Origin of the sequence: Streptomyces sp. NPDC017448 (assembly GCF_044330565.1) — a bacterium.
In the GTDB taxonomy this organism is placed as follows: Bacteria; Actinomycetota; Actinomycetes; order Streptomycetales; family Streptomycetaceae; genus Streptomyces.
The window spans coordinates 1-26,511 of record NZ_JBIRLM010000010.1; the positions used below are offsets into that span (position 1 = coordinate 1).

Below are 26,511 nucleotides of genomic sequence, written 5' to 3' on the forward strand. Positions count from 1 at the left end.
CGGGCGCACGACGACAGCTACGGCACCTCGCCGCGTTGTCGGAACATCCGAATACATCCAGTATGCGGACGTCCCTCCGCCTTGCGATGCACCGCGTCCGACGCCGCACGCTGATCCACCGGGGATTGCGGGACAGCTTTTAGGACGTGTTTTGGAAGTGGGCTTCGCTCCTCGTCTCGCATCGCGATGATCTAGGGGTGGGACGAGGGGATCTTTCTGACGAGCAGTGGACTGTGCTGGAGCCGTTGCTGCCGGTGACGGTCCTGGGCAGGCCCTCGACAGGCCGACGTAAGCTGATCGACGGGATCCGGTGGCGGGTGCGGACCGGTGCTCCGTGGCGGGATCTCCCGCAGGAGTACGGACCCTGGCAGACGGTCTACGGGCTCTTCCGCCGCTGGCAGCGGGACGGCACCTGGCCGGTGGTGCTGACCAGGCTGCAGGCCCGGGCCGACGTGGCCGGGCTCATCACGTGGGAAGTGAACGTCGACTCCACGATCTGTCGTGCCCATCAACATGCCGCAGGCGCCCGCCTCAACGGCCAGGACCAGAAGGAACCGCCGGGCGGGGCCGGCACCGAGCCCGACGACCACGGGCTGGGCCGGTCCAGAGGAGGCTTCACCATAAAGATCCACCTGGCCTGCGAGCAGGGCCAACGGCCGCTGTCCCTGCTGGTCACCGCCGGGCAGCGCGGCGACAGCCCGCAGTTCACGGCCGTCCTCGAAGGCATCCGGGTCCCTCGCGTCGGGCTGGGCCGTCCCCGCGTGCGTCCACTGCGGGTGAGGGGCGACAAGGCGTACTCATCTCGCGCCAACCGGGCCTACCTGCGAAAGCGCGGGATCCGGTGCACGATCCCGGAGCCGACCGACCAGGCCAGGAACCGCAAGCGACGCGGAAAGACCGGTGGGAGGCCGCCGACCTTCGACCGCGAGGACTACAAGGCCCGGCATGCGGTCGAGTGCGGAATCAACCGGCTCAAGCGGAACCGGGCAGTGGCCACCAGGTTCGACAAACTCGCGGTCCGTTTCGAGGCCACCGTCCTGATCGCCGCGATCGGCGAAAGGCTGTGACCGGCGGAGCCGTCGCTCCCGCATGCCATCCTGACCGCGACCAAAGCGAGCGGAGCAAGGGGAGACGAAGCAGATGGGAGCTCAGTACTACGGCGCTGACAGCGAGAACGGCGACCGCGTCGATGACCCGTCCGAGGACGCTCTGTTCATGATGATCAGCGACCTCAATGACTCCGACAACACCTTCGTCGTCGTCCAGCCCGACGAGGACGACCCCGTCTGGTTTGCGTCCGTGGCCGTGCTGGACGAAGGCGGCTACGAGACCGTCCGCCGCGACACCACCCGAAATGAGCACGAGGTCACCATCTCGACCAGCATCAACGACATCGCCCGCGACCTCACCGTCTGGATGGCCGCCCGCAACATCAGCGCTCGCTAGCCCCGACCCCGCACCGGCGTCGAATCTCTGCGGCGTGCTCCCGGGCAGCGGCTGCCTCCGCTCTGGCCCTGACTCGATCTTCCTCGAAGACCAGCACACAGGCCAACGCGTCCAAGGCACCAGCGACTTCCTCCCGCCAGTCAGCGAACTCGACGGAGTCCGCTGTGGACGGCCGCTGCGACTTCACAGAGCGGAGATGGTGCAAGGAGTGCTTCAGCACGCGGTCAGCCACGAGGCTTCTTTCGATCGGAACGCGGTCGACCCCATCGTGCACCAGTTTCAAAACACGGCCTAAGCGTTGTCCCGTAAATGATCTACGGCATGCTGGTTGACCAGCGTCGTTCCCCGGTCACCCGGCAAGGGTGAGGTTGTGGAGGCGGGCGATGCCGAGCATGGCGTGATGGACGCCGTCACCTTTCAGGCGGCAGTCGCGGAGGATCTTCCAGGTCTTCATGCGGGCGAAGGCGTGCTCGATGCGGGCGCGGACCTTGCGGTGTGAGCGGTTGTGCTCCTCTTTCCAGGCCGGAAGGCCAACCTGGCCGGGTGCTCGGCGGTGCGGGATGACCAGGCCGGTGCCCCTGTAGCCGCCGTCGGCGATCACCGTGGCTCGGCCGACGGCGACCTTCGCGCCGGACAGCTCCCACGCTTTGCAGTCGTTGCGGTTGCCGGGCAGCGGTCGGCCGACGGCGACGACGAGCCGGGTGTCGGTGTCGATGACGACCTGGTGATTGGTGGAGTACCGGTAGTTCTTGGACTGCTCGGCGATGCTGTGGTCGCGGGTGGGGACCAGGGTGCCGTCCACGATCAGGACGGTGTCCGTGCGGAACCGCTTGCGCTGCTGGGGCGCGAGCGCTGGTCCGAGGTGGTCGATGATGCGGTCGGCCGCAGACTTGGACACCCCGAACAGCGGCGCCAGTAGGCGGCGACCAGCAGCACCCGGTCCTCCAGCGGCAGGCCCCACGGCCGGCCCCTGCGGACCGGGTCGGCGCCCTCGCGCCGGAGCGCAGTGATCAGCTTGCCGAATTGCCTTGGGCTCAGCCCGCTGAACGGGGGTATCCACGCGGGATCCGAAGCTGTGATGACGCCAGCCATTTCAAGATCATCGCAAGTGGCCGGGGCGTCTCTCCCTGTTCAGTACGTTTCAAGGGCTGGAGGAAGGTTCGCGTTTGTGTGCGCTTCCGCAATGGTGAACACACTGGCGCAAGCCGGGCACTCTGCATGGCCAAAGACGTATCTGATCCCCTCGGCGAGCCGCTGCTGCCCGTCCCGGACGGCTGCGGCGTGCATCCATCGGCCCGGGTCGCGAAGCTCCTCGGCCGGGGCGGGCCGCAGCGACCGCCGCTCGATGTCGCCCTGATCCCAGTCTCGGATGGCCGCGTAGCAGCCGTAGTCGCCGACGGCGATGGCCACCTCCGCTTCGCAGCCGGGGCAGGACACGGCGTAGAAGTCGTCGGTGAAGTCTCCGAAGGAGGCGCTCCAGTGGTACTGCCCTGCAAGGGCGAGCAGATCACTGAAGAGGCGGTTGTAGTCGGCCGGACGCGTCCGAAGCCTCTGGTCCACGAGTTCCCGCAACCGGTCGACCTCGTTCGGACAGCCCGCGAGCAGAGCTTCACCGTCGGGGTGCCGCAGCGTGCCACGCACGATGGCACTGGCCAGTTCGAGTGCCTGGGCACACACGGGAGCTAGAGCTGCCAAGCGCGGAAGAGCTGCGAAGCTCGCCGCGGAGACCGTCTCACCGTGGAGGCAGAGACGGTCCCACAGCTCGTCCCACGCCTCCGGAACTTCCTCTCGCTCCACCTGATCCAGGAGCAGTGGCACTCGCCCAGCCGCCCCGTGAGCATCGACCGCCTGCGTCCAGTCCGTCACGAGGGCATTCAACTGTTCCCACAGCCTCACTGCCAACCTGCAGGATGACAGGGCCACGAGCTCCCGAGCTATTGCGGGACAGCCCTTAGTACGGAGGCAGTCGCAGCACCCCGCTACCGTCGCGCACATCGTGCACGAGGCGGACCTTCCCCACCACGTTCCCCTTCTCGTCCGCGGTCACCAGCGCCGCGTCGTCGCTGTCGACGCACCGCCCGCGCGCGTCCGGTTCGGGGCAGAAGAGGACGTAGCCGGTCTGCCGGTCCACCCGTCCCCGCTCCAGCCGCCAGATCCACTGGTAGTCGCTCACGACCACCCCGGGGTAGGCGGGGCGCAACCGCTCCTCCACCGCGTCGTGCACGGTCTCGCCGAACTTCTGGCGCTCCCGGAACGGACGGACCACGCGGGCGCTGCCCGTCGTGTCGACCCGGCCCGCCTCGATCTCGTAACTCACGGAGACGTGGGCATGCTTGGTGAGGGAGGCCAGGAGGTCGGACCGGGTCAGCCGCATGAGGGCGGGCCAGGAGCCGTCGCCCCGCTTCCGGCGGTCCGCCACGGCGGGGGAGACCACGTTCACGTACGCACCCTGCCCCTTCGCCGAGGTGCTGTCGGGCCCGCTCGCCGCGACCCACCGCCGGACGCACTGCCCGATCTCTCCGAGCACCCTCGTCACGGTGGCGTTCGTCAGCTCGGCCACGACATAGGGCGGGGCGCCGGTCGGGCCGAGCGCGACGATCTCGTAACCGCAGGCGTCGAAGGCGGAGGCGAGCGTACGGAAGTCCTCGGCCTGCCGCCGCCCGCGCTCCACGGCTTCGGTGAGGGCGCCGACGCAGTCCTTCCGGTCGCAGGAGCCCCGCCCGTGCTTGTCCGTGTCGATGCGGAGCCGGACCACGGCGTCGCGGTCGCCGTTCACCGCGAACGTGACCTCGGAGCCGCCCGTGCCCGGAAAGAGCGTCCGCGCCCCGATCGCCTTGAGTCGACCGGGGAAGTGCTTCTCGGCCAGGTCCTCCGCCGCGCGCCGGTCGTCCTCGGTGTCGACCGCTCCGCACGCACCCATGAGGACGACCAGCGACCCCGCCAGCAGGCCGGTCATGACGGTTCTCCACTGCCTACGGCGTGATCCGGTCATGGTCCGCCCCTCCCTACGGTTCCGCCCTGTGTTCCTGTGACCGTAGGACGGGCGGCCGTGAGCCGGATGAGTACCGCTACTCAACGCAGTGGGGAGCGTCGCCCCCCGGGCCGAGGACGGGAGGCGTCACGCCCCCGCTTTCCGCCCCATCGCGCCATTGGCATGGACCTGACTTTCGAACTCCGCTACAGTCCGGGACGGCGCATCTGAGAGCGCTCTCATGCGGTACGACCGGCGCGCACTCCCGGACGCCTCCCGTTCCATCCCCACGTCGCTGGAACAACAGGAAGGGCCACTCCCTTGAGACACGCAACCCTGCTGCGGACCGGTCTGTCCGCCCTCCTGCTCGTCGGAGCCTGGGCCGCCGCCGGCCCGTCGTCCGCCTCCGCCGCCCCCGCCGAATCCGCGCAGGCCCCCGCTTCCACCGCCCTGCTCACCGCGATGCAGCGCGACTTCGGCATCAGCGAGAGCGAGGCCGTCGCCAGGCTCGCCGACGAGAAGGCGGCCACCGCCCTGGAGCCGAAGGCGCAGCGCGCGGCGGGCTCCGCCTTCGGCGGCGCCTGGATCGACGCGGACTCCCGCAAGCTGGTCGTCGCCGTCACGAACACAGCCAAGGCCGACGCCGTACGGGCCACCGGCGCCACCGTCCGCATCGTCGAGCACTCGGCCGCTCAGCTCGACGCGGCGAAGGCCCGGATCGACGCCCTGCCCGTACCGGCCGGCGTGAGTAGTTGGCATGTCGATCCTGCGCGCAGCAGGGTCGTCGTCAACGTCGTCGCCTCCGAACGACGTGACAACGATGTCCGCACCTTCGTGGCCAAGGCCCGCAAGGCCGGCCCCGTGGCGGTGGAGACCATCGCCGAGGCGCCGCAGACCTTCGCCGCGGGAACGGTCGGAGGCGACCCGTACTACACGGGCAACGTCCGTTGCTCGATCGGCTTCTCCGTCCACGGCGGCTTCGTCACCGCCGGGCACTGCGGCGGCGCGGGCCAGTCCGTGCGCGGCTGGGACGGCTCGGCCATCGGCCACTTCCAGGGCTCGTCCTTCCCCGGAAACGACTACGCCTGGGTCAACGTGGCCAACGGCTGGTGGACCGTGCCGGTCGTCCTCGGCTGGGGCACGGTCTCCGACCAACTCGTCCGTGGCTCCAACGAGGCGCCGGTCGGCGCGTCGATCTGCCGCTCCGGCTCCACCACGCGCTGGCACTGCGGCCGGGTCCTCGCCAAGAACGAGACCGTCAACTACAGCCAGGGCGCCGTGTACCAGATGACCAAGACGAGCGTCTGCGCCGAGGGCGGCGACTCCGGCGGTTCGTTCATCAGCGGCGACCAGGCCCAGGGCGTCACCTCCGGCGGCTGGGGCAACTGCTCCTCCGGCGGGGAGACCTGGTACCAGCCGGTCAACGAGATCCTCAACCGCTACGGGCTGAGGCTGCACACCGCCTGACGGGGGGAGCCGCCACGCCGCCCCCGGCGGGGCGGCTCCTGTCGAGGGCCGGGCGCCGGGCTCGTGAGGGGGCCCGGCGGCCGACCCGCCGGTTCGACGCAGGGGAACCGCGTCGGTCCGGCGAAGGCGTGGGCGAACGGTCCCGCCGTGTGCGGGGCCGCTTCCTCCCCGCCCGGCGGCGCACCGGCCCATCTTCCGCTGCCGACGCGGCGAGGCGGCCCGCTGCGATCGCGGACCGCCGTGGCCGCACCGGGCTCTTTTCCCGCCGAGCGGTTCGGTCGTGTCCTGCCACCCGGCCGAGGACGACGCGAACGTCGGCCGGCCCGCCCGGGCCCCCGCCGGCGCCGGGGAGCGCGGCGGACCGTCCGAAGCCGAGGCCGCCGCCTGCCGGCGGATGACGGCCGCTGCGCCCAGCCCTTCGTGGGCGGCGGCCGGGGCTCCCGGGGCCTTCGCTCACCGTCGGCCGCCACCTCCGGTCGTGCCGGTGCCACCCGTACCGCTCCCACCCGTCATGGGGGCGGCGCAGCCTGTGCAGGGGCCCGTGCCCTGCCGGAGGTACCGGTGCTGGTTCGCCAGCTCGACCGCGCGGGTCACCGAGGCGTCCTCGGCGGGAACCCCGACGCCGAACCGGCCGTAGAAGGTGAGCAGCCCCGCGTCGGCCCGTTCGACCGCTGCCGCGGTGCGCTCGTAGGCCACCGACGTCAGGCGGTGGACGTCGATGCGCACGAGTCGGCCGCCCTCGGGAGGGGGCCGTCCGACGCCCTCGCCCCAGCGGTGGAAGGCCGTCTTCACCGGCCCGTCCTCCACCAACCCGCCGAGATACTCCTTGACCAGCTGTACGGCCTGGTTGTCGCCCAGGTCGAGGGTGTCCAGGGCACGGGTGACGGCGAGTGAAGCCAGCTCGGCGAACCGGTCGGCCCGCTCCTCCCGTTCCGCGCGTTGCCGCTGGGCCTCGTCGAGCTGCCCGAGCCGCGCGTCCAGACCCTCGCTTTCCGGGGCCGGGGCCGGGTCCGGTCCCGGGGCGGGCCCGGAGACGGAGGGCTCGACGTCCAGCGTCCCGGCCTGGAAGCGTCCGGCCTGCCGAGCGATGTCCAGCGCCGTCCGGTTCACCGGTTCGCCGGCCGGAGTCGGAGCGATTCGGTGCACAGCGGTGATCACGTCCCCGATCCGTGCCGCGGTCCGAGGACGCAGCACGACCTGCCGGTGGATCTCCCGGTACGCGGCCACCGCCCCCTCCGCGTACTCCCTGCGCTGCACCTCCAGCACGTACCGCTCCTCGACCGGGCGCTTCCACGCGCCTTCGGACACGGGAGCGACCACCGCCAGGAAGATCAGCGCGACCATGAGGGTGATGCCGGTGGCGGAGGAAGACCGCTGGACGGCCTGGGTGGCGGGGCCCAGGGGCAGCCGGACCCGATGGAGCCGCGCCGGGCGCAGCCGCCGTCGGATCCGCGCGACGAGCCCCGGCCACCGCAGCAGGATGTAGCTGCCGACCGCCAGAACCGTGTAGGCCGCCATCCAGTACAGCCAGTGCACCTCGGTCAACCCCTGCGCTTTCTCCATCACCTCCAGCACCACGGTCACCTGGGACGGCGTGAACGAGAGGACGTTGGCGAGCCAGACCGTGAACAGGGCCAGCAACAGGCCGAGTTCCACGGGCAGGACGACGTCGGCCGCCGCTCGGACGGTCGGCCGTGCCGAGTCCTGCATCCATCGCCGGCCGCTCCAGGAAAGCCGGAGGGCGATCGGGAAGAAGATCCCGGCGACGGGCGCAACGGTCAGGACGTCACCGGAGACCACCTGCTCACAGGCGAGCGCGACCAGGAACACGCCCGGCAGGTAAGGGAGGTGACGCACTGCCGGGCGGGGTGAAGGGGCGCACCGCACGACGATGAGCAGCAGGGCCCACCCGCCGAAGAGGAGCAGCGCCGTCAGAGGGACCAGGCGGGACGGAAAGGCGCGGAAGAGGAGGAAGAGGAGGACCGCGGGGCCGACGAAGAAGCACAGGACGAGGGTGGCCGAGGCGAGGTACCGGCGATGGCGGAACCAGCGGATCGCCGCTTCGAGGAGGATCTCGCCGCCGGCCTTCCGGGCGGCCGCGACGGCGGTCAACACGATCAGGCCGGCCAGCATCCCGCAGACGCCGCCGAGGACCGCCCGGGCGACGGCGAGGAGCGCGGCCCCGGGCCCGTCGATCTCCTCCCGGGTGCCGAGACGCCAAGCCGCCCACGCGCCCACCCCGACGACGAGGTACTGGGACAGGAGGTCGAGCAGCGTGTCGCGCGGGATGGACGCGGGGGAGGAACCGGCGCCGGCCGGGGCCTGACCGGACGCGGGCGGCGCCGTCCCAGCCGTGTCCGGGTTCGCCTCGGGCATGACCGGAACCGGCTGGGGCGGGGTGGACGCCGCTTCGGGTGCGTCCGCGCCCGCCTCCGACGGTGCGTCCGCGCCCGCCTCCGACGGTGCGTCCGCGCCCGCCTCCGACGGTGCGTCCGCGCCCGCCTCCGACGTGTCCGGGGTCGCGTGGGGCGTGACCGGAACCGGCTCGGGTGGGGCGGGCGCCGCGTCGGGCGTGCCCGGAGCCGGTGCGGAAGGGGACAGCAGCGCGAGGGCGCGCAGCCGTTCGGCGAGGTCGAGGAAGATCTCCAGATTCGGTATCCGGTACCGGTACCTCATGAAATGCGTCGGGAAGTCGCTTCCACGGGAGGAGATCATGAGCAGCCCCTCGGGCGAGAGGGCGAGCGAGCGGACGTCCTCCCAGGTCGTGAAGTCGTCCCGGCCGCGCCTGCGCCGTACGGTCAGCCCGTCCCGGCTCAACACCAGGTCTCCGAAAGCGACTTCGCCCCCGTTGAGGACCGTGTCCGCGGCCGGTCCCGACTGCGCCCCGTGGACGCCGCGCAGGATCGCCGGGCCCCACTCCTCGTCCTGGGGGACCTGGGCTCCCCGGATCACCGTGCGGGTGCGCAGGCCCCCGACCCGTTCCCCGTCGAGGACGGGCCGGTGGTCGGGCGGCCCCAGCGTGACGACCGTCCCCTGCGGGGTGGACAGCTTCACGCGGTCCCAGCCATCCGTGAAGACCGCCGTCGACTCCCAGGGGTAGACCACGCCCCGGCCGCTTGCCGGGACCGCGACGAGGCCCTTGTCGTAGAGGCGGAACTCGACTCTCGTGTGGCGGCGGTACCACACCACCCGTACGGCGAACGGCACCAGCAGGGCCGACCCGCCGAGCACAAGGGGTGCGAGGGCCCCGCCCCGGTCGAGGGCCGCGCGGACGAGGAGCGTCAGGAGGGAGGCGAGGGCGGCCGAGGGGAGGAGGGCGAGCAGCAGCCGCGCGTAGGCGGAGGGCTTTCTGCGCATCGGCCGGTAGACGCCGAGGCCGGCGCCCAGCTCCGGGTGGTCCGGGGGCGCGGGACGCTGCGGCTCCTCCGCCTCGTTCCCGGTGTCGTTCTGCGTGCTCACGAACCCACCCGTCCCGCAGGTCCTCCCGCGCAACTCCTCTTCCACGGCAACCGGTCGACCGAGCCGTGCGGCACGTTAGCACCCCGCGACGAGAGGGGAAGGGGGCGGGAGATCCGGCCACCCCGAGCTGCGTACGACACGCTCCGACCCGTGGGCCACGGCGGAATCCGGCCACCGTCCGACCGCAGGCGGCCGAGTACCACGTTTTGCTTGTGATCAGTCACCGTGCGGACCTACGTTGCCCCTTGCGAGATGTACCGAAGCCAGTGGGGGAGCCACGTATGGCCGCGACCGGACGGCACCGCAGATATCAGCCCAGCCGCATCAACCGTGCTTCGCTCACGGTGACGGCGGGCGGCGCGGGCATCGCGCTCCCGCTCATCACCGCCGCCTCGGCCGGGGCGGCGCCGAGCGAGGTCTGGGAGAAGGTCGCCGCCTGCGAGTCCAGCGGCAACTGGACCGTCAACACGGGCAACGGCTATTACGGCGGGCTCCAGTTCAGCGGCTCCACCTGGGCGGCCTACGGGGGTTCGGAGTTCGCGCCGCGCGCCGACCTCGCCACCCGGGACCAGCAGATCGCCGTCGCCGAGCGGGTGCTCGACGGCCAGGGCCCCGGCGCCTGGCCCACCTGTTCCGTACGGGCGGGGCTCACCCGGGGCGGGGACGCGCCCGAGACCTCACCGGGCTCGGGCGCCGATGCGCAGAGCGCCGGAAGCCGTTCCGTCCAGGCCGCGCCGCGGAGCGCGCCCGCGCGGCCGAACGCCCGTCCCGCCCAGGCGACGCCCACCCACGTGCCGGGCAAGCGGGACTCGTACACCGTCGCGAGCGGCGACTCCCTTTCCGGGATCGCCTCCGCCCAGCGGGTCCGCGGTGGCTGGCAGGGCCTCTACGCCGCCAACCGCACCGTCGTCGGCGACGACCCGGACCTGATCTTCCCCGGACAACGGCTGAGCCTCGACGGGAGCCGGGCGTCGAAGTCGGGGGAGGGGCGGCAGGCCGCGAACCCCCCGCGGAAAGCCGCCCCCGGGACGAGGAAGGCGGACCGGCCCGACGCCGGGCCCGGGAAGCAGGCGCCCGCGCAGGCCGCCCCGAAGAAGCAGGCCGCCCCGAAGAGGGACGCCCCGAAGCGGCAGGCCCCCGAGAGGGCGGCCCCGCAGCGGCAGGCGCCGAAGAAGGAAGCCCCCCAGCGGGAAGCTCCGAAGCGGGAAGCGCCGAAGAAGGAGCGGTCCGCCCCGGAGCGCGCCGTGAACCACTCCGGATTCAGCGCCCCGGTGGCGGCCGGCACCGGCACCCCCTACCGGCAGGCCGGCGGATGGTCCAGCGGGTACCACACCGGGGTGGACTTCCCCGTGCCCACGGGGACGTCGGTCAAGTCCGTGGCCCCGGGACGCGTCGTCTCGGCCGGCTGGGCCGGAGCGTACGGCTACGAGGTCGTCATCCGGCACAGCGACGGCAAGTACAGCCAGTACGCCCATCTCTCCGCGCTCCACGTGCGGGCCGGCCAGACGGTCTCCGGCGGACAGCGCATCGCCCGCTCCGGCTCCACGGGCAACAGCACGGGCCCGCACCTGCACTTCGAGATCCGTACGGGCCCCGGGTACGGCTCCGACGTCGACCCGCTGGCCTACCTCCGGGCGGGCGGCGTCAGGGTCTGAACCGCCTGCTCGGAGGCGGGGCGCCGCAGGGTCGCCCCGGTGCGCCGCCGCTCGGGGGGCGGCCCCGGCGCACCCGGCTCCAGCCGCGGCACAGCCCGGCCCGGCGGCAACGGCGACGGCCTGGGCGCCGCACGCGTCCCCGACGCGGGGGCCGGAGCGAGCGGTGACGGCGGGTTCCGCCGCTCCTCCTCCTCCGACCCGTTCACCGCACGCACGGCTTCCTCCGCGGCGGGGGCGCCGGGCGGGGCCGCCCGGCGGACACCCGAGCCCGCCGTGCCGGTCCGCGCCTCCTCGGCGTGCTCCCTGTCCAGCCGTTCCCGGGTCAGCATGATCAGCCCGGCGGCGGCGAGGGCCCCGCAGCACAGGGCGAGGACCGTCCCCGGGACGGCGAGCCGGAAGTGCTCGCCGAACAGCGTGATGCCGATCGCGGCGGCCACCAGCGGGTTGACCACCGTCACGGTCGCGAGCGGGGCGGTGAGCCCCGCACCCCGGTAGGCGGCCTGGGACAGGAACAGACCCGCCGCCGCGAGACCGGCGATCGCCAGCAGCGGCAGCACACCGGAGCGCACCGAACCGGACGTCCACTCCACGGCCACGGTCTTGGTGAACACCGAGGCCATGCCGAACGCCCCGCCCGCGCCCGCGGCCAGGACGACGCTGCGCAGGACCGGCCGCCGCACCGTACGCGCGAACACCACCAGCAGGGCGACGGCCCCGAACGTCGTCGAAGCCAGCAGCACCTGCTCGAAACCGTTCAGCGTGTGCGGCTCCGCGTCTCCCGTGAGCGCCAGCAGCCCGCCGAGCCCCGCCGTCGCCAGCAACGCGCCGCGCCACGCGACCGCCCCCGCCCGCCGCCCGACGAACAGGGCCGCCATCGGCAGGGCGAAGACGATGGTCAGCGCGCCGAGCGGCTGGACCAGACTGAGCGGGCCGTAGGCGAGCGCCACCACGTGCAGGATCGCCCCGGCCCCGTTGAGCACCACGGCGATCCACCACACGCCGTTGCGCAGCAGGGCGCGCGAGGAGTCGTCACCGGCCGCCGCCACGCGCTCCTGGATGATCGCCCCGGCCGCGTAGGCGACCGCGGAGACCAGCGACAGCAGCACGGACAGCGCAAGGGAACTCATGACACCACGATGTCCCGTCCGGGGCCCCACGTCGTCGTCCTTGAGACTGCACTTCGGCGTACTGCCCCAGGAGTACGCCTCTCGGAGCGACGTCCTCCTCTCGACGGTAGCCCCGCGGCCCCCGGTCGTCAGAAGTCGCCGCCCGGCGGATACGGTGAGCCGCGCGGACGACACGGTCGGTACCCGTGCGGGCCGGTCGCGGGAGCGGCCGGAAGTGCGGGCCGCGGGGCGAGGGGAGCGGGGCATGGACCTGGTGCTACTGGCGTCGGTCGGCGGGTTCTTCGCCCTGCGGACCACCCCGGTGCCGGGCGGCGGACACCAGCCGCTGGAGCGGCTGTACGCGGGTGGGAACGGGCCGCTGGCCGCGCGGATCGACAGGGTCGCGGCGCGCCTCGCCGCCCCCGAGCGCAGGGTCGCCGCCTCGATCGCCCATCTCGGCCTGGCCGCCCGGCTGTGGGCCCTCGCCCTCGGCCCCGCCGTGCTCTTCGGACGCGTTCCCGCGCTGACGCCCGGCCTCCTGCACTGGGATCCGCTGGCCACCTCGCCCGAGGACCTGTGGCTGGCGGGGAGACAGGAGCTGCCCGGAACGGCGGACAGCGTCCGCGAGCAGGTCCAGCACGGCCATCTGGCACCGCTGGCCGAGGCGTTCCGGCGGGACGGGAACATCTCTCCCCGGCTCCTGTGGGGCAACGCGGGGTCCGCGCTCGCCGGAGCCGTACGCGAACTCGTCGCGTACGGCCACGCCCACGACCGGCCGGAAGTGGCCGCGCGGGCGCGTGCGCTGGCAGCCGAACTCTTCGACGACGAGGCGCTGCGCGGTACCGGGGCCCCGCACGGGCCGGCGTTCCGGCGGCGCAGCTGCTGCCTGTACTGGCGCTGTCCCGGCGGCGGGCTGTGCGGGGACTGCGTGTTCGACCGGGTGCCCGGACCGGCCGCGACCGGACGGTAGCGGTTCGGCGTCGCGGTCGGCGCGACCTGGAATCTCAGGAAGGCAGGACGGTGTCTATGGCTTCGTCGACCGACGGCAGTACCGGCACGGCGCTGTCGAGGCCGATCATGCCGATCAGGCGCCGCATGAAGGGGGACGGATCGGCCAGCCGCATCCGGTCACCCAGGGCGGTGTGTCCCTGGAGAAGCACGTTCACCACCGTGGAGTCCGCGAAACCCACGCCCGAGAGATCCACGACCACCGGTCCGGAGCCGTCGTCGACCGCCGAGGCGAGAGCCTGGCCCAGGGGGCCGACGCTGTCGATGTCGAGGTCGCCCGAGACCGCGAGGACCAGAGCACCCCGCTCCTGTCGGGTGATGACTCTGACGGATCGGTCTTCGTTGGGCGATGAAAGCACGGAAGGCACCTCGGGCGGATCGGGAGGGGGACGGGGGAGGCGTTCTGTCGGACAGGTCGGCCTCGGTTCCGTCCCTGGTCGCGGTGGGGTACGGGCGTAACGATAGAAGTAACAGTTGCCATTTGACAACATTCTCCATCGGGTAACAATCTGGTCCCCGACGGTTGCGCGGGCCGCTGTCGACGGCGGAGCGCCGATGGATGCGGAGGCAGGGGCGGGATGAGGCTAGGCGCTGTCGGCGACATCATCGCGGAGAGGGGCGGCGTCCGTGGCCCCCTTCGAGGAAAGGCGCTCCGAAGCCGCCGCGTGGAAGGCCGCGAGACCGGCCGCGAGCGCGGCGAGCGCGGCGGGATCCATGCGTTCCAGCACTGCCTCGAGCTCGCGTCCGCGCAGGGCCCGGTACTCTTCGAGAAGGGCGCGTCCGCGCAGGCTCAGCCTCAGCTCCACCTCCCGCCGGCTGGTCGGGCTGGGCGCCCGCTGGACGAGCCCCATCGCCTCCATCCGGTCGCAGAGCCTGCTGACGGACGGGGCGCGCGATCCCAGGGCCTCTCCCAGCGCCCGCAGGTTGGTCCCCTCATGCTTCTCGATCACCAGCAGGGCCCGGAGCTGCGACGGCGACACGGTGCCCGATGCGGCGGACTCCTGACCCCGGCCCCAGAGCACTTCCAGCAGCTCCGAGGCGGCGACGGCGTCGGCGGCCGCCTGGCGGCGGCTCGGGCGAAATCCTCGGTGGGGCATCCACCCACTGTGTCATTGGCCGGGCCCGCTTGTCAGCCCGGTCCCGCCTCCCACCACCCCGCAGGACGAAGAACGTGCGAGAGACCGTGAACAGACGAACGGACATCGAGGCCGCCGTGCGGGCCGCCGCGCCGCACGCCCTGCTGGCCACCCTGCGCACCGAGCTCATCAGCGTCTACGGCGCCCTGGCGGTGGACCTCCACCTCGCCGACTACGGCCTCGGGTTCCTCAAGTCCCTGGACCGGCCCGACGACGAGAACCAGCCGCTGTCCCTCCACAACAGCCCCGAAGGCCGGGCCTTCGGGAGCCAGGAGCCCGGCGAACAGCAGGTCCGGCACGACGACGCCGTCGACCACCACCTGCCCGTGACCGTACGGGGCGAACGGCTCGGCATCCTCACCGTCCGGCTGCCCCAGCCCCTCTCCACCCCGGGGGTGGTCGCCGAGCTGGCCCGCACGGCCGACCTGCTGGGCCACGAGATCCTGGTCGCCGAGCGGGACACCGACCTGTACCGGCGCGCGCGGCGCACCAGCCGCCTCACCCTCGCCGCCGAGATGCAGTGGCAGTTGCTGCCCGCGCGGGCCTGCACCGCCGCCGAGTTCGCCATCGGGGCCCAGCTGGAGCCCGCGTACGCCATACACGGCGACAACTTCGACTGGGCCGCCGACGCCGACCAGCTGACCGTCGCGGTGACCAACGGCATGGGCGAGGGCATACAGGCGTCCCTGCTCACCAACCTCGCCGTCAACGCCCTGCGCAACGCCCGCCGGGCGGGCGTCGGCATCGCGGACCAGGCGGCCCTCGCCGACCAGGCCCTCTACGACCAGCACCGGGGCGCTTCCCACGTCTCGACCCTGCTGCTCCGCTTCGAGCTGGAGACCGGACGGGTCGGCGTCGTCGACGCGGGGTCGCCCCAGCTGTGGATGCAGCGCGGCCGCTCGGTGCGCCGGGTGGAGCTGGAGGCCCAACTGCCGCTCGGCATGTTCCAGGAGTCGCAGTACGCGGTCCAGGAGTTCCACGTGGAGCCCGGCGACCGCCTGCTGCTGTTCAGCGACGGCGTCTACGACGCGGTGTCCCCGCAGGGCGAGGTGTACGGGGACCGCATGCTGGCGCGCGCCGTCCAGTCGACCCGTCTCCTCCCCGCCGCCACCGCCCCGCGCGCGCTGCTCGGCGAACTGGCGGAGCACCGGGGCGCCGAAACGCTCGACGACGCGCTCGTCCTCTGCCTGGACTGGTTCGGACGGCAGGACGAGCGGGGACACGCGTAGGCCGGGGCTCCGCGGGTCGGGACCGCCTTCGGAGGCGGGACGAAACCGGCCCGGGCACGTCGCGGACCCGGCGCCCGGGAGGCGCCCGCCCTCCCGGAGGGGGCGTCCCGGACCGCTGCACGGCTCGGCGCCACGCCCGGGCCGTCGGGAGAACCGAGGGGCGGCGCGCCCCCGTGTCCCCGGCCCACCGGTCGAGGCCGCCGCCGTGCTCGACGGCCGGGGCGGTGCCGGCGGGCTCAGGTACTGAGCTGGAACTCCGCCCGGATCCGCTTGCCCACCGGCACCCGCTCGGCGGTGAGCCGGTCGCACAGGGCCACCACGATCTCCATGCCGTGACCGCCGAGGCGGGAGGGGTCGGGGGCGTACAGGACGGGCATGGCGGTGCTGCTGTCGTACACCGTGACGCTGATGAGCCGCGCGTTGCCCTCCAGCTCCAGGAGGTAGGGGCCGTGGCTGTAGCGGTCCGCGTTGGTGACCAGCTCGCTCACGGCCAGCATCAGGTCGCTGCGCGTGTGCTCCCCGATCGGGGCGGCGCACTCCTCCACGAGCCGCGTGAGGAAGTCGTCGGCGAGCGCACGGGCCATCGCGATGCAGCCCGGCTCGCCGTCGAAGACCTCGGCGCTGAGCAGTACCTCGGCGGAAGCCAACCCCTGACCCGGGTCTCCCGGTGGGGAGGTGACTTGTTCGTTCATGTGCTCCAGCCAAGCCGCCGCAGTGAGGTCGGAAACCTTTTCCGCCATTCGTCTACCCGAGGCGAGACATCGCACTCCCAGGGGGTCGTCGCAGATTTTACTTCCGCCCGGGCAGCCGCACCACGGTCACGAAGAACTCGTCGATCTGGCGCACCGCGGCGATGAACTGGTCGAGGTCCACCGGCTTCGTCACATACGCGTTGGCGTGCAGCTTGTAACTGCGCAGGATGTCCTCCTCGGCCGAGGACGTGGTGAGCACGACCACCGGGATGAGGGAGAGCTCGGGGTCGCCCTTGATCTGCTCCAGCACCTGCCGGCCGTCGTACTTGGGCAGGTTCAGGTCCAGGAGCACCAGGTCGGGGCGGGGGGCGTCGCCGTACTCGCCGCGCCGGTAGAGGAAGTCCAGCGCCTCCTGCCCGTCGCGCACGACGTGCAGGGTGTTGCGGATCTTGTTGTCCTCGAACGCCTCACGGGTCATCAGCTCGTCGCCGGGGTCGTCCTCGACCAGCAGGACCTCGATGGGCTGGACAGGTGTGTTCACGAAGGGTCTCCCGACGGGCTGGTGAGCAGGGCCGGAGCGAGCAGCTCCGCCGTGGTGTGGGCGGGCGCCTCGGGCGCCACGGGCAGGGTGAAGTGGATACGGGTGCCTTCGGCCGGTTCGGGCTCCAACCAGATCCGGCCACCGTGGAACTCGATGATCTTCCGGCAGAGCGCGAGCCCGATGCCCGTGCCGTCGTACTCGTCGCGACCGTGCAGCCGCTGGAAGATCACGAACACCTTGTCCGCGAACTCGGGGGCGATCCCGATCCCGTTGTCCGACACGGTCAGGTGCCAGTCCTCGTCCTCCCGCACGCAGTCGACGGTGATGCGGGGCGTGCGGTCGGGGTGGCGGAACTTCACCGCGTTGCCGATGAGGTTCTGCCAGACCATGGTGAGGGCGGTCGCGTCCCCCACGAGTTCCGGCATCTCCTCGGGCCGCTCGACGCTCGCGCCCGACTCCTCGACCGCCGCGGACAGGTTGCCCAGGGCGCGGTCGAACGCCTTGCCGAGGTCGACCGGCTTCCAGCTGTCGTGGACCCGCCCCACCCGCGAGAAGGTCAGCAGGTCGTTGATGAGCACCTGCATGCGCTTGGCGCCGTCCACCGCGAAGGCGATGTACTGCTTGCCCCGGTCGTCCAGCTCGGTGCCGTACCGCTTCTCCAGGAGCTGGCAGAAGGAGGCGACCTTGCGCAGCGGCTCCTGGAGGTCGTGGGAGGCGACGTACGCGAACTGCTCCAGCTCCGAGTTGGAGCGGCGAAGCTCCTGCGTCTGGTCCGCCAGCAGCTGCTCGCGCGTCCGGGCGTCGGACAGCTCGTCCGCCAGCCGCCGGCGCATGTTCTCCACCGCCCCGGCCACGGCCTGGACGTCGGACGGTCCCTTGATCTCGATCCGGTTGCTGAAGGTCCCCGAGCGCACCGCTTCGGAAGCGGCGCGCAACCGGTTCAGCGGGATGCCCACGATCCGGTGGAGCAGCACGCTCAGCGCCAGGATCGTCAGCACGAGAACGGCGAGCAGGATGCCCCCCACCCAGTCGCGGGTGAAGCGCGCCGCGTCCAGATCGGCCCGCGCCCGGTCCCGGGCGTCGGCCAAATGCTGCTGCTGGAGGGTGTACGCGCGCCGCAGGCCGTCGAACTCCGTCTTGCTGCTCTGGAGCTGCGCGGTGGTGCCGGAATGGCTGGGGCCGCTCTGGCGGACCGCCGCGATCAACGGCTCGGCCTTGTCCCGCCGCCACCGTTCGGCGGCGGCCTCGACGGCGTCCAGGTCCCCCGCCAGGCGCGTGTCGTCCCCCACCAGCTTCCGCGCCTCGGCCAGCCGCTGACGCTCGGCGCTCTCGCCCTTCCGGTACGGCTCCAGGAAGGACGGGTCACCGGTCAGGGCGAATCCCCTGACGCCCGTCTCCTGGTCGAGCAGGGCGTTCTGCAACTGGAAGGAGACCGACCGGGCCGGCTGGATGCGGTCCACCAGCTCATCGGTGCGCTGCGACATCCGGGAGAGCACCAGACCGCCGATCACCAGGCAGCCGCAGACGACCACGACGAACCCGCCGAGGATCAGGTGGACCCAGGACTGCACCGAAAGCCGGGTGGCGACGCCCTGCATCGGTATGTCCTTCGCGCGGTCAGTGCTCATCGTCTTCCGATCCCCAGCCCAAGTGCAGTACGGCCACGTCGTCCGCGAGGCCACCGTAGGGGGCCGCCCCCTCGGCGGCTCCCTCCACGAGGGCGTCGATGAACGCGTGTGCCGGTAGATGTCCGTTGTCCTGTGCCATCGCGAGCAGCCCCTCCTCGCCGAGGCGGCTGTCCGGTCCGTCGCGCCCCTCGAACAGCCCGTCCGTGAAGAGGACCACGCCCGCGCCGGGCGAGAGCGGGATCTCCACGGTCGGCCAGCGGCCCATGCCGGGCAGCAGCCCGAGCGCCATGCCGCCCTCCGGCTCCACCCACGACACATCGTCGCCCTGACGCAGCAGGAGGCCGGGATGGCCCGCCCGCAGGATCTGGGCGTGCCGCTGGTGGGGCGGGAACACCAGTGAGGTGACGGTCGCGAACACGTGCGCGTCCGACCGCTCGGCGGCCAGGATCTCCTCCAGCAGCGCTATCTGCTCCTCCTGGGACGTACCGCACAGGACGGCGGTACGCCAGGCCACCCGCAGGCACACGCCGAGCGCGGCCTCGGCCGCCCCGTGCCCGGACACGTCGCCGATCACCGCGTGCACGGTGCCGTCCGAGGTCTGCACGACGTCGTAGAAGTCACCGCTGAGGAGCCCGTGGACGCGCCCCGGCTCGTACCGGGCGCGGGCCCGGAACCGGTTGTCCCGCAGCAGGGGGACGGGCAGCAGCCCGCGCTCCAGCCGGGCGTTCTCCTGGGCGATCAGCCGGTTGGCGCGCAGGGCCGCGGCGGCTCGTTCCACTTCCTTGCGCTGCAGGGCGTAGCGGATGGCGCGCGAGAGGATCTCGGGGCCCAGCCGGCCCTTGACCAGGTAGTCCTGGGCGCCTCCGGCGACGGCGCGGAGCCCGGTCCCCGAGTCCTCCAGACCGGTCAGGACGACGATCGCGGCCTCGCTGTCGGACTCCAGGATCTGGCGCACCGCGTCCAGCCCGTGGACGTCGGGGAGGTGCAGGTCCAGGAGGACGCAGACCGGGGCGGCGGAGGTGCGCAGGAAGGCGCGGGCCTCGGCCAGGGTCTTGCACCAGGTGAGAGCGGAGTCCAGCTCGCTGTCGGTGAGCATCTCCTCGACGAGCAACGCGTCGCCCGCGTCGTCCTCCACCAACAGGATCGACGCGTCGAGGTTCCACAGCGGGGCCTCGGGGTGGTGCGGGACACCGACCTGCTGGTCGGGGATGACGGGGGTGCCCATAGGGATCGGTGACGTGCCCACGGGCGACTCGGTCAACCCTCCACCCTCTCGTGCGATGGCGCGGTGTGTCCGGCCTGCTCGTCGGAAAGCATATGCGAGCGAAAGGCCCCGTCGTGGACGGGGCGGCGGGAGGACGGCACGAAGCCGCCCGCCCCGAAGGGCGGGCGGCCGGAATCCGTGCCGAACCCGAGCGGTTCGTACGGTCTCACGCTTCGACGCACATCCCCTTGCGCAACTGCTGGACGATCCGGCTCAGCAGCCGCGAGACGTGCATCTGGGACACGCCCAGCTCCGCGCCGATCTGCGCCTGCGTCATCTCCGCCCCGAACCGCATCTGCACGATCCGGCGCTCCCGGTCGTCGAGCTGCTCCAGCAGCGGGGCCAGGGTGTGCAGGTTCTCGACGGCCTCCATGCCCGGGTCGGCCTCGCCCAGGACGTCGGCGTACGCGCGCTGCTCCTGGCCCGAGTCGCTGTCGGCGGAGGGGGTGTCGAGGGAACCGGCCGAGTAACCGTTGGCGGCCACCAAGCCCTCGATGACCTCCTCCTCCGAGAGGTCGAGGTGGGCGGCCAGCTCCTTGACGGTGGGGTCGCGGTCGAGCTTGGCGGAGAGCAGCTCCTTCGCCTTGGCGAGGTCCACCCGCAGCTCCTGGAGGCGCCGCGGCACATGCACCGACCAGGTGGTGTCGCGGAAGAACCGCTTGATCTCGCCGACGATGTAGGGCACGGCGAAGGTCGCGAACTCGACCTCGCGCGACAGGTCGAACCGGTCGATCGCCTTGATCAGGCCGATCGTGCCGACCTGGATGATGTCCTCGGTGTCGTCGCCGCCCCGGTTGCGGAACCGGGACGCCGCGAACCGCACCAGGGAGAGATTCATCTCGATCAGGGTGTTGCGCGCGTACTGGTGCTCGTGCGTGCCCTCCTCCAGAACCTGGAGCCTGTCGAAGAAGATCTTCGACAGGGCCCGCGCGTCCTGGGGAGCGACCTTCCCGGCGTCCTCGACCCAGGGCAGCTCTCCGACGACGTCCGCTGTCCGCGCACCGGTCCGGTCACCGCTCAGCGGCGTAGTCGTCCCGGCGGCCTGCATTGACATCGCCGTCATGGTGTCACCCTCCCTGCTGCTCAATGTGTCGGACCGTCGCCTGCCCCCTCCTCGCGAAGTCATTCCTGCCTTCCTCCGCTTTTCTTCACCTTCTTTCCACGGCCCCTCCCGGCACTCCTCCCCGATGCCCGGCACTCCTCTCCGACGCCGATCGCCGCCGCCGGGGCCCGACCCGTCGCCCGAACGGAGCAGTGGCCCGCGCATGGCAGACTTGATCGGGGTGTTTCGGCCTGCGGTGAACCCTGACCCGCGGCGAGAAGATGACAGAGGAACGGCAATGACGGTGACAGAGGACAGCCCGGAGGTCGCTCCCGGCGTCGAGGAGTTCGGCCCCGGAATCGACCCGGAGCGGCTGGCCGTCTGCCTGAGCGTGCTCGACGAGCTCGACCGGATCGAGGTGGACCACCCGGACGCCATCCTCGTCCGCCGGGCCACCGCCGGGATCTACCGCACCGTGAAGCAGCGCCGCCGTCAGGAGCGCCGCGCCGCGAAGACCGCCCACGACCGGGCCGTCACCGAGGCCACGGCGACCGGCTCGGCCGAGCGCATCGACGACGAGACGCAGGGCGTGCTGCCCTCCTCCACCGCCCGGAGCGAGATCGCGGGCATCCTCCAGCGCCCCAGGTCCTGCTACATCTGCAAGACGCGGTACGTCGAGGTCGACGCGTTCTACCACCAGCTCTGCCAGGCGTGCGCCAAGGAGAACCGCGCCCGCCGCGACGCCCGTACCGACCTCACCGGGCGCCGGGCGCTGCTCACCGGCGGCCGGGCGAAGATCGGCATGTACATCGCGCTGCGGCTGCTGCGCGACGGCGCGCACACCACGATCACCACCCGCTTCCCCAACGACGCGATCCGCCGCTTCAAGGCGATGGAGGACAGCGACGAGTGGATCCACCGGCTGAAGATCGTCGGCATCGACCTGCGCGACCCGGCCCAGGTCGTCGCGCTCGCCGACTCGGTCGCCGCCGAGGGCCCGCTGGACATCCTGATCAACAACGCCGCCCAGACCGTGCGCCGCTCCCCGGCGGCCTACAGCGAGCTGGTCAACGCCGAGGCGGCCCCGCTGCCCGCGGGCGAGCTGCCCGCCGCCGAGGTCATCGGCACCTTCAACAGCGGCACGGTCGACCGGGTCGCCGCGCTGCCCGGGGCCCGCAAGGAGGTGCTGAGCGCCCAGGAGGTCACGGACCTCGCCCTGGTCACCGGCTCCGCCTCGCCGGCCAGGATCGCCGCGGGCACCGCGATCGACGCGGGCGGCCTCGTCCCCGACCTGCACGACACCAACAGCTGGATCCAGACGGTCGAGGAGGTCGAGCCGATCGAGTTGCTGGAGGTCCAGCTCTGCAACTCCACCGCGCCCTTCATCCTCATCAGCCGGCTGCGCCCGGCGATGGCCAGGGCCGCCGCGAAGCACACGTACGTCGTCAACGTCTCCGCGATGGAGGGCGTCTTCAGCCGCGGCTACAAGGGTGCGGGCCACCCGCACACCAACATGGCCAAGGCGGCGCTCAACATGCTGACGCGCACCAGCGCCCAGGAGATGTTCGAGAAGGACGGCATCCTGATGACGGCCGTGGACACCGGCTGGATCACCGACGAGCGCCCGCACCCGGACAAGATGCGCCTCGCCGAGGAGGGTTTTCACGCGCCCCTCGACCTGGTGGACGGCGCGGCCCGGGTCTACGACCCGATCGTGCGCGGCGAAAGCGGCGAGCCCCTGTACGGCTGCTTCCTGAAGGACTACGCCCCGGCGAACTGGTAGCCCGAACGGCTCCACCGTCCGGTGGTCTCCGCGCGCCGTTCCGCAGACCCGGCCCAGGATGTGTTCCGGGCCGGGTTTTCGATGGGCCCGGTGGCTGAAAGTGACCTACCGCACACGTTCTATCGAGCGATGCGGCGCTCATTTGGTTACGCTGAGGCGAACGGACGCCATCGAGGGGCCCACGAATGTTCCTCGACCGTCCTGGGACACGGTCGGTAACCCGGCCGCTGTTCCGTCCCGAACCGGCGCCACCGCGACCGATATATCACCATCCCTGCCCCGCTCGGGGGCGGTCGCGCTCCGGCCTCGGTGCCGGAGCGTCGGCGACGCCCCGAGTGACGCGACCCAGAGGAGTGCGCGGTGACGACACCGGAACTGACAGAGCGCGAGACGCCCCCCGCCGAACGGGCCCTCGGCCGGCCCGGCCGCCCCGAGAAGCTGCGGAACATCGAGGTCTGGGCGAGGTCCGCCCCGATCAGGTTGGCCGGATACGAGGACGACCTCGCCGAGCCGCACATCCTGCCCGGCATCGACTGAACCGACGCGCAGCCCCGCTGCTCGACGGCGCGGGCCGTCCCGTCAGCGCTTCCCGCGGCCCGTCGCCCCGCCCTCCCGCTCCGGCGGCAGCGGCCGGGAGACGGGCCGCAGGAACTCCCGCACGTAGGTGCGGTGCCACCAGCGGCCGGTGGCCCGCAGCTCCCGGAACCCGGTGAACCGGTAGTGGAAGACCCGGGCGCGCACCTGCCGGGGCGGCTCGTCCGGGAACGGGTTGTGCCCGAGCAGCCGGAGCGTGTCCCGGTCGCCCGCCAGCAGCCGCTCGACGAACGGCACGAACCAGGGGCGGGCGTAGGCGGGGGAGAGCGCCGCGAACCACATCATCCAGTCGAGCCGCAGATGGTACGGGGCGAACGGGCGCGGCAGCCTCCGCAGGTCTCCCGGCTTGCCCCGGAAGCCGTACTCCCGCCACTGGGCGTCCGCCCCCCGGCCCGCCGGCTCGGCGCTGCCCTCGACCACGACCTCCAGCCGCATCCGGCTGATGGAGCCGAACGCCCCATAGGCGTTGACCAGGTGCAGGGGGTCGTAGGACCGGTTCATCGCCTGCCGCCGCGAGAGCAGGTTGCGCGCCGGGCGGTAGCTGAGCACCAGGATCAGGGCGGTGACGGCGGTGACCGCCACCGTGTACCAGAGCGGCGGCTCCGACTGGGCCGGCGGCGGCCCGGCCAGGAAGGTCCAGTCGATCGCGGAGAGCGCCAGGGCGATGGTGAGCCAGTTCAGCCAGGCGAAGTTCCCCGACAGGACCAGCCAGAGCTGCGTGAGGACCATCAGGCCGGCGGCCGCGCTCGCCACCGGCTGGGGGGTGAACAGCAGGAAGGGGACCGCTAGCTGGGTGAGGTGGTTGGCCGCCGCCTCCAGCCGGTGCACGGGCCGGGGGAGGTGGTGGAAGAACCAGCTCAGCGGGCCCGGCATCGGCTGGGTCTCGTGGTGGAAGTCCAGGCACGTCAGTTTCCGCCAGCACGCGTCCCCGCGGATCTTGATCAGCCCCGCGCCGAACTCCATCCGGAACAGCAGCCACCGCAGCAGCCACAGCACCAGGACCGGCGCGGCCGTGTCCCCGTTCCCGAGGAAGACCGCCAGAAAACCCGTCTCCAGCAGCAGCGACTCCCAGCCGAACGCGTACCAGACCTGCCCCACCTGGACGATCGACAGATACAGCAGCCACGGCAGCGCCCAGAGCAGCATGCCGCCCCACAGGGGCAGCAGGCCGTCCAACCCGGCGAGCAGGGCCAGGGAGACGGCGCAGCCGCTCCAGGCGGCGGTGGCGAAGAGGCGATCCGAGTAGCGCAGCCGGAACAGCCCCGGGGCGGTCCGCCAGGGGGTGCGCCGCAGCAGATCGGGTACGGGCAGCATGCCGCGCTCGCCCATCAGCGCCCGGAACTGCAGGGCGGCGGAGAGGAAGGCGGCCAGATAGACCACGGCCAGCGCCCGCTGGAAGATCAGCCGGCTCAGCCAGTAGCCGTCCGCGGTGAACCATTCCATCCCTGCCAGTATGGGCGGGCGCCCCGCCGGGGGCCTCTTCGCGCGCGACCGTGCCGGGTCAGCCCCCGGCGACGATCCGGCGCAGCGCACGGCCGAGGCGGCGCGCGTACCAGAGCTGCACGTGCGGCACCAGCGGCCCGGCGAGCCGGGTGTACCAGGCGGCGGGGCACGAGAACGCCAGCACGGTGAACCACACGGTTCCGTCGTCCGCCAGCTCCACCGCGAAACACTCCTCGCCGCGCTCGGGATGGCCGGGCAGCGTGCCGTAGCCGAAACCGGTGCGGCCCCCCTCCCCGTACGCCGTCCAGACCACCTCGCAGGGGGCGGTGAAGCGCAGGGGGCCCAGCCCGAGGGAGACCCGCACGCGTCCGCCGGGCTCCGCGCGCCGGGCGGCCGCCTCCACCCGGGCCCCCGAAGCGCGGTGCATCCGCCACTCGGTGACCGCCGCGCCGGCGGTGGCGAAGTCCGCCTCGCCGCGGCCGACCGGAGTGCGGTGGTGGAGATGGTGGTAGCCCCGGGGAAGCGGGCCGCGGCGGGTCGCGCCGACCTCCGGATAGGTGAGGGTGCTCATGAGGTCCTGCCTTCGGTGCGGTTGCGGACGTCGGTGCGGGTTGCGGCGCGGCTCTCCGCGCGGACGGGGCGCGGGGCGGGCGCGGCCCGGTCGGCCGGAGCCCGCCGGTGTGATGACGAGCAGGCCCGGCACGGCGACGGCGGCGGGCCGACCGCGACGTCCCCGGCGGCGCGTCGGCGACGGGGGCGCGTTCACCTCTCAGGTCGAGGGTAGAGGGTTTCTTGAACGTGTTCAAGAAGCGGGTGGAGGGGGGCCTCCGCTTGCGGGTCCGTGCTCGGTGCGGCACAGATGGTGGCACCCGATCGTTCTCTTTCGTTCTCCAGGGACAGGCAGGAGAGCTCTGTGCGCTCACCCAGACGTTTCCGGCGGCCCGCGCTCGCCGCGCTCTCCGCCGGGGTGCTGCTCGCCGCCGCGGGCTGCGCCGAGGGCGGCGACCGTACGGCGAAGGGCACCACGGGCACCGCGAAGGCCGAGGACGTCCTCCTCCAGCCCCTGGCGTCCCCCGGCCCCGGACCGTTCACCGCGTCCACGGCGCGGGCGCCGGCGTCCCCCGCGCCCTCCGCCACCCCGGACTCCGCCCCGCCCTCCGCCACCCGTACGGTCCACCGGGTCTCCGGGGCCGCCCCGGGGCTCTACGGCGGCAGCCGGTCCGTCGCCGCCTGCGACGTGGAGCGGCAGACCGAGCTGCTGACCGGGGACAAGGGCAAGGGGCGCGCCTTCGCCGGCGCCTCCGGCATCGAGGCCGTCCAGATCCCGGGCTACCTGAAGTCCCTCACGCCGGTCGTCCTGAGCGTCGACGCCCAGGTGACCAACCACGGCTACGGCGCCGGGACGGCCACCGCCTTCCAGGCCGTGCTCCAGGCGGGCACCGCCGTCCTCGTCGACAGCCGGGGGATGCCCCGCGTCCGGTGCGCCTGCGGCAATCCGCTGGGACCGCCGGAGGCCGCGGACGGGAAGGCCGCCCACCGGGGCGAGCGCTGGCCCGGCTACGACCCCGCGCGCATCGTGGCCGTCGAGCCCGGCGCCAAGGCGGCCACCAGCCTGATCATCGTCGACACCGACGACAACACCTGGATCCAGCGGGCCGTGGGCGACAGCGGAGGCCGCGACCGCACCCCGGACGAGCCGCCGCCCTTCGAGCCCGACGCCGAGCTGCTCTTCCCGTCGCCGGGTCGCCCCACCGAGTCCGCGCCCCCGGAGTCCGCCCCGTCCGACCCGGCCCCCTCCGCGCCGGAGGAGCCGACGGACCCCGGCCCCGGAGAGTCGGCCGACGAGTTCGGCGACCCGCCGCCCGACGGACCGTGGGAGTACGAGGAGGGCGAACCGGACGTCGCGCCCGAGCCGACCCAGGTTTTTCCCGTCGAGCCGGACGAGCCCGCCGGCCCCGAGGAGGAGCCCATGGAGGCGGATCTCGGGGACGTGTTCACCGGCTGACCGGACCGTACGGGACATGGCCGAGCCCCCGCCCCGGCCCCT

22 protein-coding genes and 1 pseudogene are annotated in these 26,511 nt (G+C 72.5%); 9 read left to right on the top strand and 14 right to left on the bottom strand.

Going from position 1 to position 26,511, the window contains the following annotated elements; translation table 11 throughout:
- Window positions 1-197: 197 nt before the first annotated feature.
- On the top strand, window positions 198-1,067 hold the full coding sequence (locus ACH4K1_RS17975; RefSeq protein ID WP_398090268.1) for an IS5 family transposase: 870 nt from the start codon (window positions 198-200) through the stop codon (window positions 1,065-1,067).
- A 73-nt stretch (window positions 1,068-1,140) separates the two neighbouring features.
- Window positions 1,141-1,446, top strand: coding sequence for a hypothetical protein (locus ACH4K1_RS17980; protein WP_398090269.1), 306 nt, complete (start codon window positions 1,141-1,143; stop codon window positions 1,444-1,446).
- Window positions 1,447-1,795: 349 nt separating this feature from the next.
- On the opposite strand, the pseudogene ACH4K1_RS17985 reads toward ACH4K1_RS17980, so the two are convergent.
- From ACH4K1_RS17985 to ACH4K1_RS17995, 3 genes and pseudogenes are all read right to left on the bottom strand, one after another.
- Window positions 1,796-2,538: pseudogene (locus ACH4K1_RS17985) on the bottom strand (transposase).
- A 39-nt stretch (window positions 2,539-2,577) separates the two neighbouring features.
- Window positions 2,578-3,312 (bottom strand): hypothetical protein, encoded by a 735-nt coding sequence (locus ACH4K1_RS17990; RefSeq protein ID WP_398090270.1) that lies wholly within the window; start codon window positions 3,310-3,312, stop codon window positions 2,578-2,580.
- 85 nt (window positions 3,313-3,397) lie between these two features.
- Window positions 3,398-4,438, bottom strand: a complete 1,041-nt coding sequence (locus ACH4K1_RS17995; protein WP_398090271.1) for an SCO7460 family lipoprotein — start codon at window positions 4,436-4,438, stop codon at window positions 3,398-3,400.
- A 300-nt stretch (window positions 4,439-4,738) separates the two neighbouring features.
- On the opposite strand from ACH4K1_RS17995, the gene ACH4K1_RS18000 reads away from it, so the two are divergent.
- Window positions 4,739-5,884, top strand: a complete 1,146-nt coding sequence (locus tag ACH4K1_RS18000; RefSeq protein WP_398090272.1) for a S1 family peptidase — start codon at window positions 4,739-4,741, stop codon at window positions 5,882-5,884.
- A gap of 453 nt (window positions 5,885-6,337) precedes the next feature.
- Here ACH4K1_RS18000 and ACH4K1_RS18005 read toward each other — a convergent pair whose 3' ends face one another.
- Window positions 6,338-9,343 carry a hypothetical protein gene (locus ACH4K1_RS18005; RefSeq protein ID WP_398090273.1) on the bottom strand — a complete coding sequence of 1,002 codons (3,006 nt, stop codon included), beginning with the start codon at window positions 9,341-9,343 and terminating at the stop codon, window positions 6,338-6,340.
- 281 nt (window positions 9,344-9,624) lie between these two features.
- Here ACH4K1_RS18005 and ACH4K1_RS18010 point away from each other — a divergent pair, with 281 nt between their 5' ends.
- Window positions 9,625-10,998, top strand: a complete 1,374-nt coding sequence (locus ACH4K1_RS18010) for a transglycosylase family protein (protein ID WP_398090274.1) — start codon at window positions 9,625-9,627, stop codon at window positions 10,996-10,998.
- Here ACH4K1_RS18010 and ACH4K1_RS18015 read toward each other — a convergent pair.
- Window positions 10,968-12,125, bottom strand: coding sequence for a DMT family transporter (locus ACH4K1_RS18015; protein ID WP_398090275.1), 1,158 nt, complete (start codon window positions 12,123-12,125; stop codon window positions 10,968-10,970). The genes ACH4K1_RS18010 and ACH4K1_RS18015 overlap by 31 nt on opposite strands.
- A 244-nt stretch (window positions 12,126-12,369) precedes the next feature.
- On the opposite strand from ACH4K1_RS18015, the gene ACH4K1_RS18020 reads away from it, so the two are divergent.
- The gene (locus ACH4K1_RS18020; protein WP_398090276.1) at window positions 12,370-13,074 is read left to right on the top strand and encodes an IucA/IucC family C-terminal-domain containing protein; all 705 of its coding nucleotides are present in this window, start codon (window positions 12,370-12,372) and stop codon (window positions 13,072-13,074) included.
- Window positions 13,075-13,108: 34 nt separating this feature from the next.
- Here ACH4K1_RS18020 and ACH4K1_RS18025 read toward each other — a convergent pair whose 3' ends face one another.
- Both ACH4K1_RS18025 and ACH4K1_RS18030 read right to left on the bottom strand, forming a co-directional pair.
- Window positions 13,109-13,471 carry an STAS domain-containing protein gene (locus tag ACH4K1_RS18025; protein WP_398090277.1) on the bottom strand — a complete coding sequence of 121 codons (363 nt, stop codon included), beginning with the start codon at window positions 13,469-13,471 and terminating at the stop codon, window positions 13,109-13,111.
- A 225-nt stretch (window positions 13,472-13,696) separates the two neighbouring features.
- Window positions 13,697-14,209: a MarR family winged helix-turn-helix transcriptional regulator gene (locus tag ACH4K1_RS18030; protein ID WP_398090278.1), complete on the bottom strand. Its 513-nt coding sequence runs from the start codon at window positions 14,207-14,209 to the stop codon at window positions 13,697-13,699.
- 86 nt (window positions 14,210-14,295) lie between these two features.
- Between ACH4K1_RS18030 and ACH4K1_RS18035 the strand changes: the two genes are divergently transcribed.
- Window positions 14,296-15,477, top strand: a complete 1,182-nt coding sequence (locus ACH4K1_RS18035) for a PP2C family protein-serine/threonine phosphatase (protein ID WP_398090279.1) — start codon at window positions 14,296-14,298, stop codon at window positions 15,475-15,477.
- A 236-nt stretch (window positions 15,478-15,713) separates the two neighbouring features.
- On the opposite strand, the gene ACH4K1_RS18040 is transcribed toward ACH4K1_RS18035, so the two are convergent.
- The 5 genes from ACH4K1_RS18040 to ACH4K1_RS18060 form a co-directional block, all read right to left on the bottom strand.
- The gene (locus ACH4K1_RS18040; protein ID WP_228992025.1) at window positions 15,714-16,169 is read right to left on the bottom strand and encodes an ATP-binding protein; all 456 of its coding nucleotides are present in this window, start codon (window positions 16,167-16,169) and stop codon (window positions 15,714-15,716) included.
- Window positions 16,170-16,266: 97 nt separating this feature from the next.
- Window positions 16,267-16,710, bottom strand: coding sequence for a response regulator (locus ACH4K1_RS18045; RefSeq protein WP_030118201.1), 444 nt, complete (start codon window positions 16,708-16,710; stop codon window positions 16,267-16,269).
- Entirely contained in the window at window positions 16,707-18,338 is a 1,632-nt protein-coding gene (locus ACH4K1_RS18050; RefSeq protein ID WP_398090280.1) for an ATP-binding protein, read from the bottom strand. Before ACH4K1_RS18050 ends, ACH4K1_RS18045 begins: the two co-directional genes overlap by 4 nt.
- Window positions 18,328-19,563: a PP2C family protein-serine/threonine phosphatase gene (locus tag ACH4K1_RS18055; RefSeq protein ID WP_398090491.1), complete on the bottom strand. Its 1,236-nt coding sequence runs from the start codon at window positions 19,561-19,563 to the stop codon at window positions 18,328-18,330. Before ACH4K1_RS18055 ends, ACH4K1_RS18050 begins: the two co-directional genes overlap by 11 nt.
- A 205-nt stretch (window positions 19,564-19,768) precedes the next feature.
- On the bottom strand, window positions 19,769-20,665 hold the full coding sequence (locus ACH4K1_RS18060) for an RNA polymerase sigma factor SigF (protein ID WP_398090281.1): 897 nt from the start codon (window positions 20,663-20,665) through the stop codon (window positions 19,769-19,771).
- A 277-nt stretch (window positions 20,666-20,942) separates the two neighbouring features.
- Between ACH4K1_RS18060 and ACH4K1_RS18065 the strand changes: the two genes are divergently transcribed.
- Both ACH4K1_RS18065 and ACH4K1_RS18070 read left to right on the top strand, forming a co-directional pair.
- Entirely contained in the window at window positions 20,943-22,427 is a 1,485-nt protein-coding gene (locus ACH4K1_RS18065) for an SDR family NAD(P)-dependent oxidoreductase (RefSeq protein WP_398090282.1), read from the top strand.
- A gap of 360 nt (window positions 22,428-22,787) precedes the next feature.
- A complete protein-coding gene (locus ACH4K1_RS18070; protein WP_398090283.1) occupies window positions 22,788-22,964 on the top strand; it encodes a hypothetical protein in 177 nt (58 codons plus the stop codon).
- Window positions 22,965-23,006: 42 nt separating this feature from the next.
- Here the strand turns inward: ACH4K1_RS18070 and ACH4K1_RS18075 are convergent, their stop codons facing one another.
- Both ACH4K1_RS18075 and ACH4K1_RS18080 read right to left on the bottom strand, forming a co-directional pair.
- The gene (locus ACH4K1_RS18075; RefSeq protein ID WP_398090284.1) at window positions 23,007-24,464 is read right to left on the bottom strand and encodes a lipase maturation factor family protein; all 1,458 of its coding nucleotides are present in this window, start codon (window positions 24,462-24,464) and stop codon (window positions 23,007-23,009) included.
- Between the two features lie 58 nt (window positions 24,465-24,522).
- A complete protein-coding gene (locus tag ACH4K1_RS18080; protein WP_398090285.1) occupies window positions 24,523-25,035 on the bottom strand; it encodes a DUF1990 family protein in 513 nt (170 codons plus the stop codon).
- 342 nt (window positions 25,036-25,377) lie between these two features.
- On the opposite strand from ACH4K1_RS18080, the gene ACH4K1_RS18085 reads away from it, so the two are divergent.
- Window positions 25,378-26,469 (top strand): DUF6777 domain-containing protein, encoded by a 1,092-nt coding sequence (locus tag ACH4K1_RS18085; protein ID WP_398090286.1) that lies wholly within the window; start codon window positions 25,378-25,380, stop codon window positions 26,467-26,469.
- Window positions 26,470-26,511 lie beyond the last annotated feature (42 nt).

Excerpts from the sequence above, each read along its gene's own strand:
- ACH4K1_RS17980 (WP_398090269.1), top strand. The coding sequence starts at position 1,141 with ATGGGAGCTCAGTACTACGGCGCTGACAGCGAGAACGGCGACCGCGTC.
- ACH4K1_RS17995 (WP_398090271.1), bottom strand. The coding sequence starts at position 4,438 with ATGACCGGATCACGCCGTAGGCAGTGGAGAACCGTCATGACCGGCCTG.
- ACH4K1_RS18010 (WP_398090274.1), top strand. The coding sequence starts at position 9,625 with ATGGCCGCGACCGGACGGCACCGCAGATATCAGCCCAGCCGCATCAAC.
- ACH4K1_RS18015 (WP_398090275.1), bottom strand. The coding sequence starts at position 12,125 with ATGAGTTCCCTTGCGCTGTCCGTGCTGCTGTCGCTGGTCTCCGCGGTC.
- ACH4K1_RS18020 (WP_398090276.1), top strand. The coding sequence starts at position 12,370 with ATGGACCTGGTGCTACTGGCGTCGGTCGGCGGGTTCTTCGCCCTGCGG.
- ACH4K1_RS18030 (WP_398090278.1), bottom strand. The coding sequence starts at position 14,209 with ATGCCCCACCGAGGATTTCGCCCGAGCCGCCGCCAGGCGGCCGCCGAC.
- ACH4K1_RS18040 (WP_228992025.1), bottom strand. The coding sequence starts at position 16,169 with ATGAACGAACAAGTCACCTCCCCACCGGGAGACCCGGGTCAGGGGTTG.
- ACH4K1_RS18050 (WP_398090280.1), bottom strand. The coding sequence starts at position 18,338 with ATGAGCACTGACCGCGCGAAGGACATACCGATGCAGGGCGTCGCCACC.
- ACH4K1_RS18055 (WP_398090491.1), bottom strand. The coding sequence starts at position 19,563 with ATGGGCACCCCCGTCATCCCCGACCAGCAGGTCGGTGTCCCGCACCAC.
- ACH4K1_RS18060 (WP_398090281.1), bottom strand. The coding sequence starts at position 20,665 with ATGACGGCGATGTCAATGCAGGCCGCCGGGACGACTACGCCGCTGAGC.
- ACH4K1_RS18065 (WP_398090282.1), top strand. The coding sequence starts at position 20,943 with ATGACGGTGACAGAGGACAGCCCGGAGGTCGCTCCCGGCGTCGAGGAG.
- ACH4K1_RS18075 (WP_398090284.1), bottom strand. The coding sequence starts at position 24,464 with ATGGAATGGTTCACCGCGGACGGCTACTGGCTGAGCCGGCTGATCTTC.
- ACH4K1_RS18080 (WP_398090285.1), bottom strand. The coding sequence starts at position 25,035 with ATGAGCACCCTCACCTATCCGGAGGTCGGCGCGACCCGCCGCGGCCCG.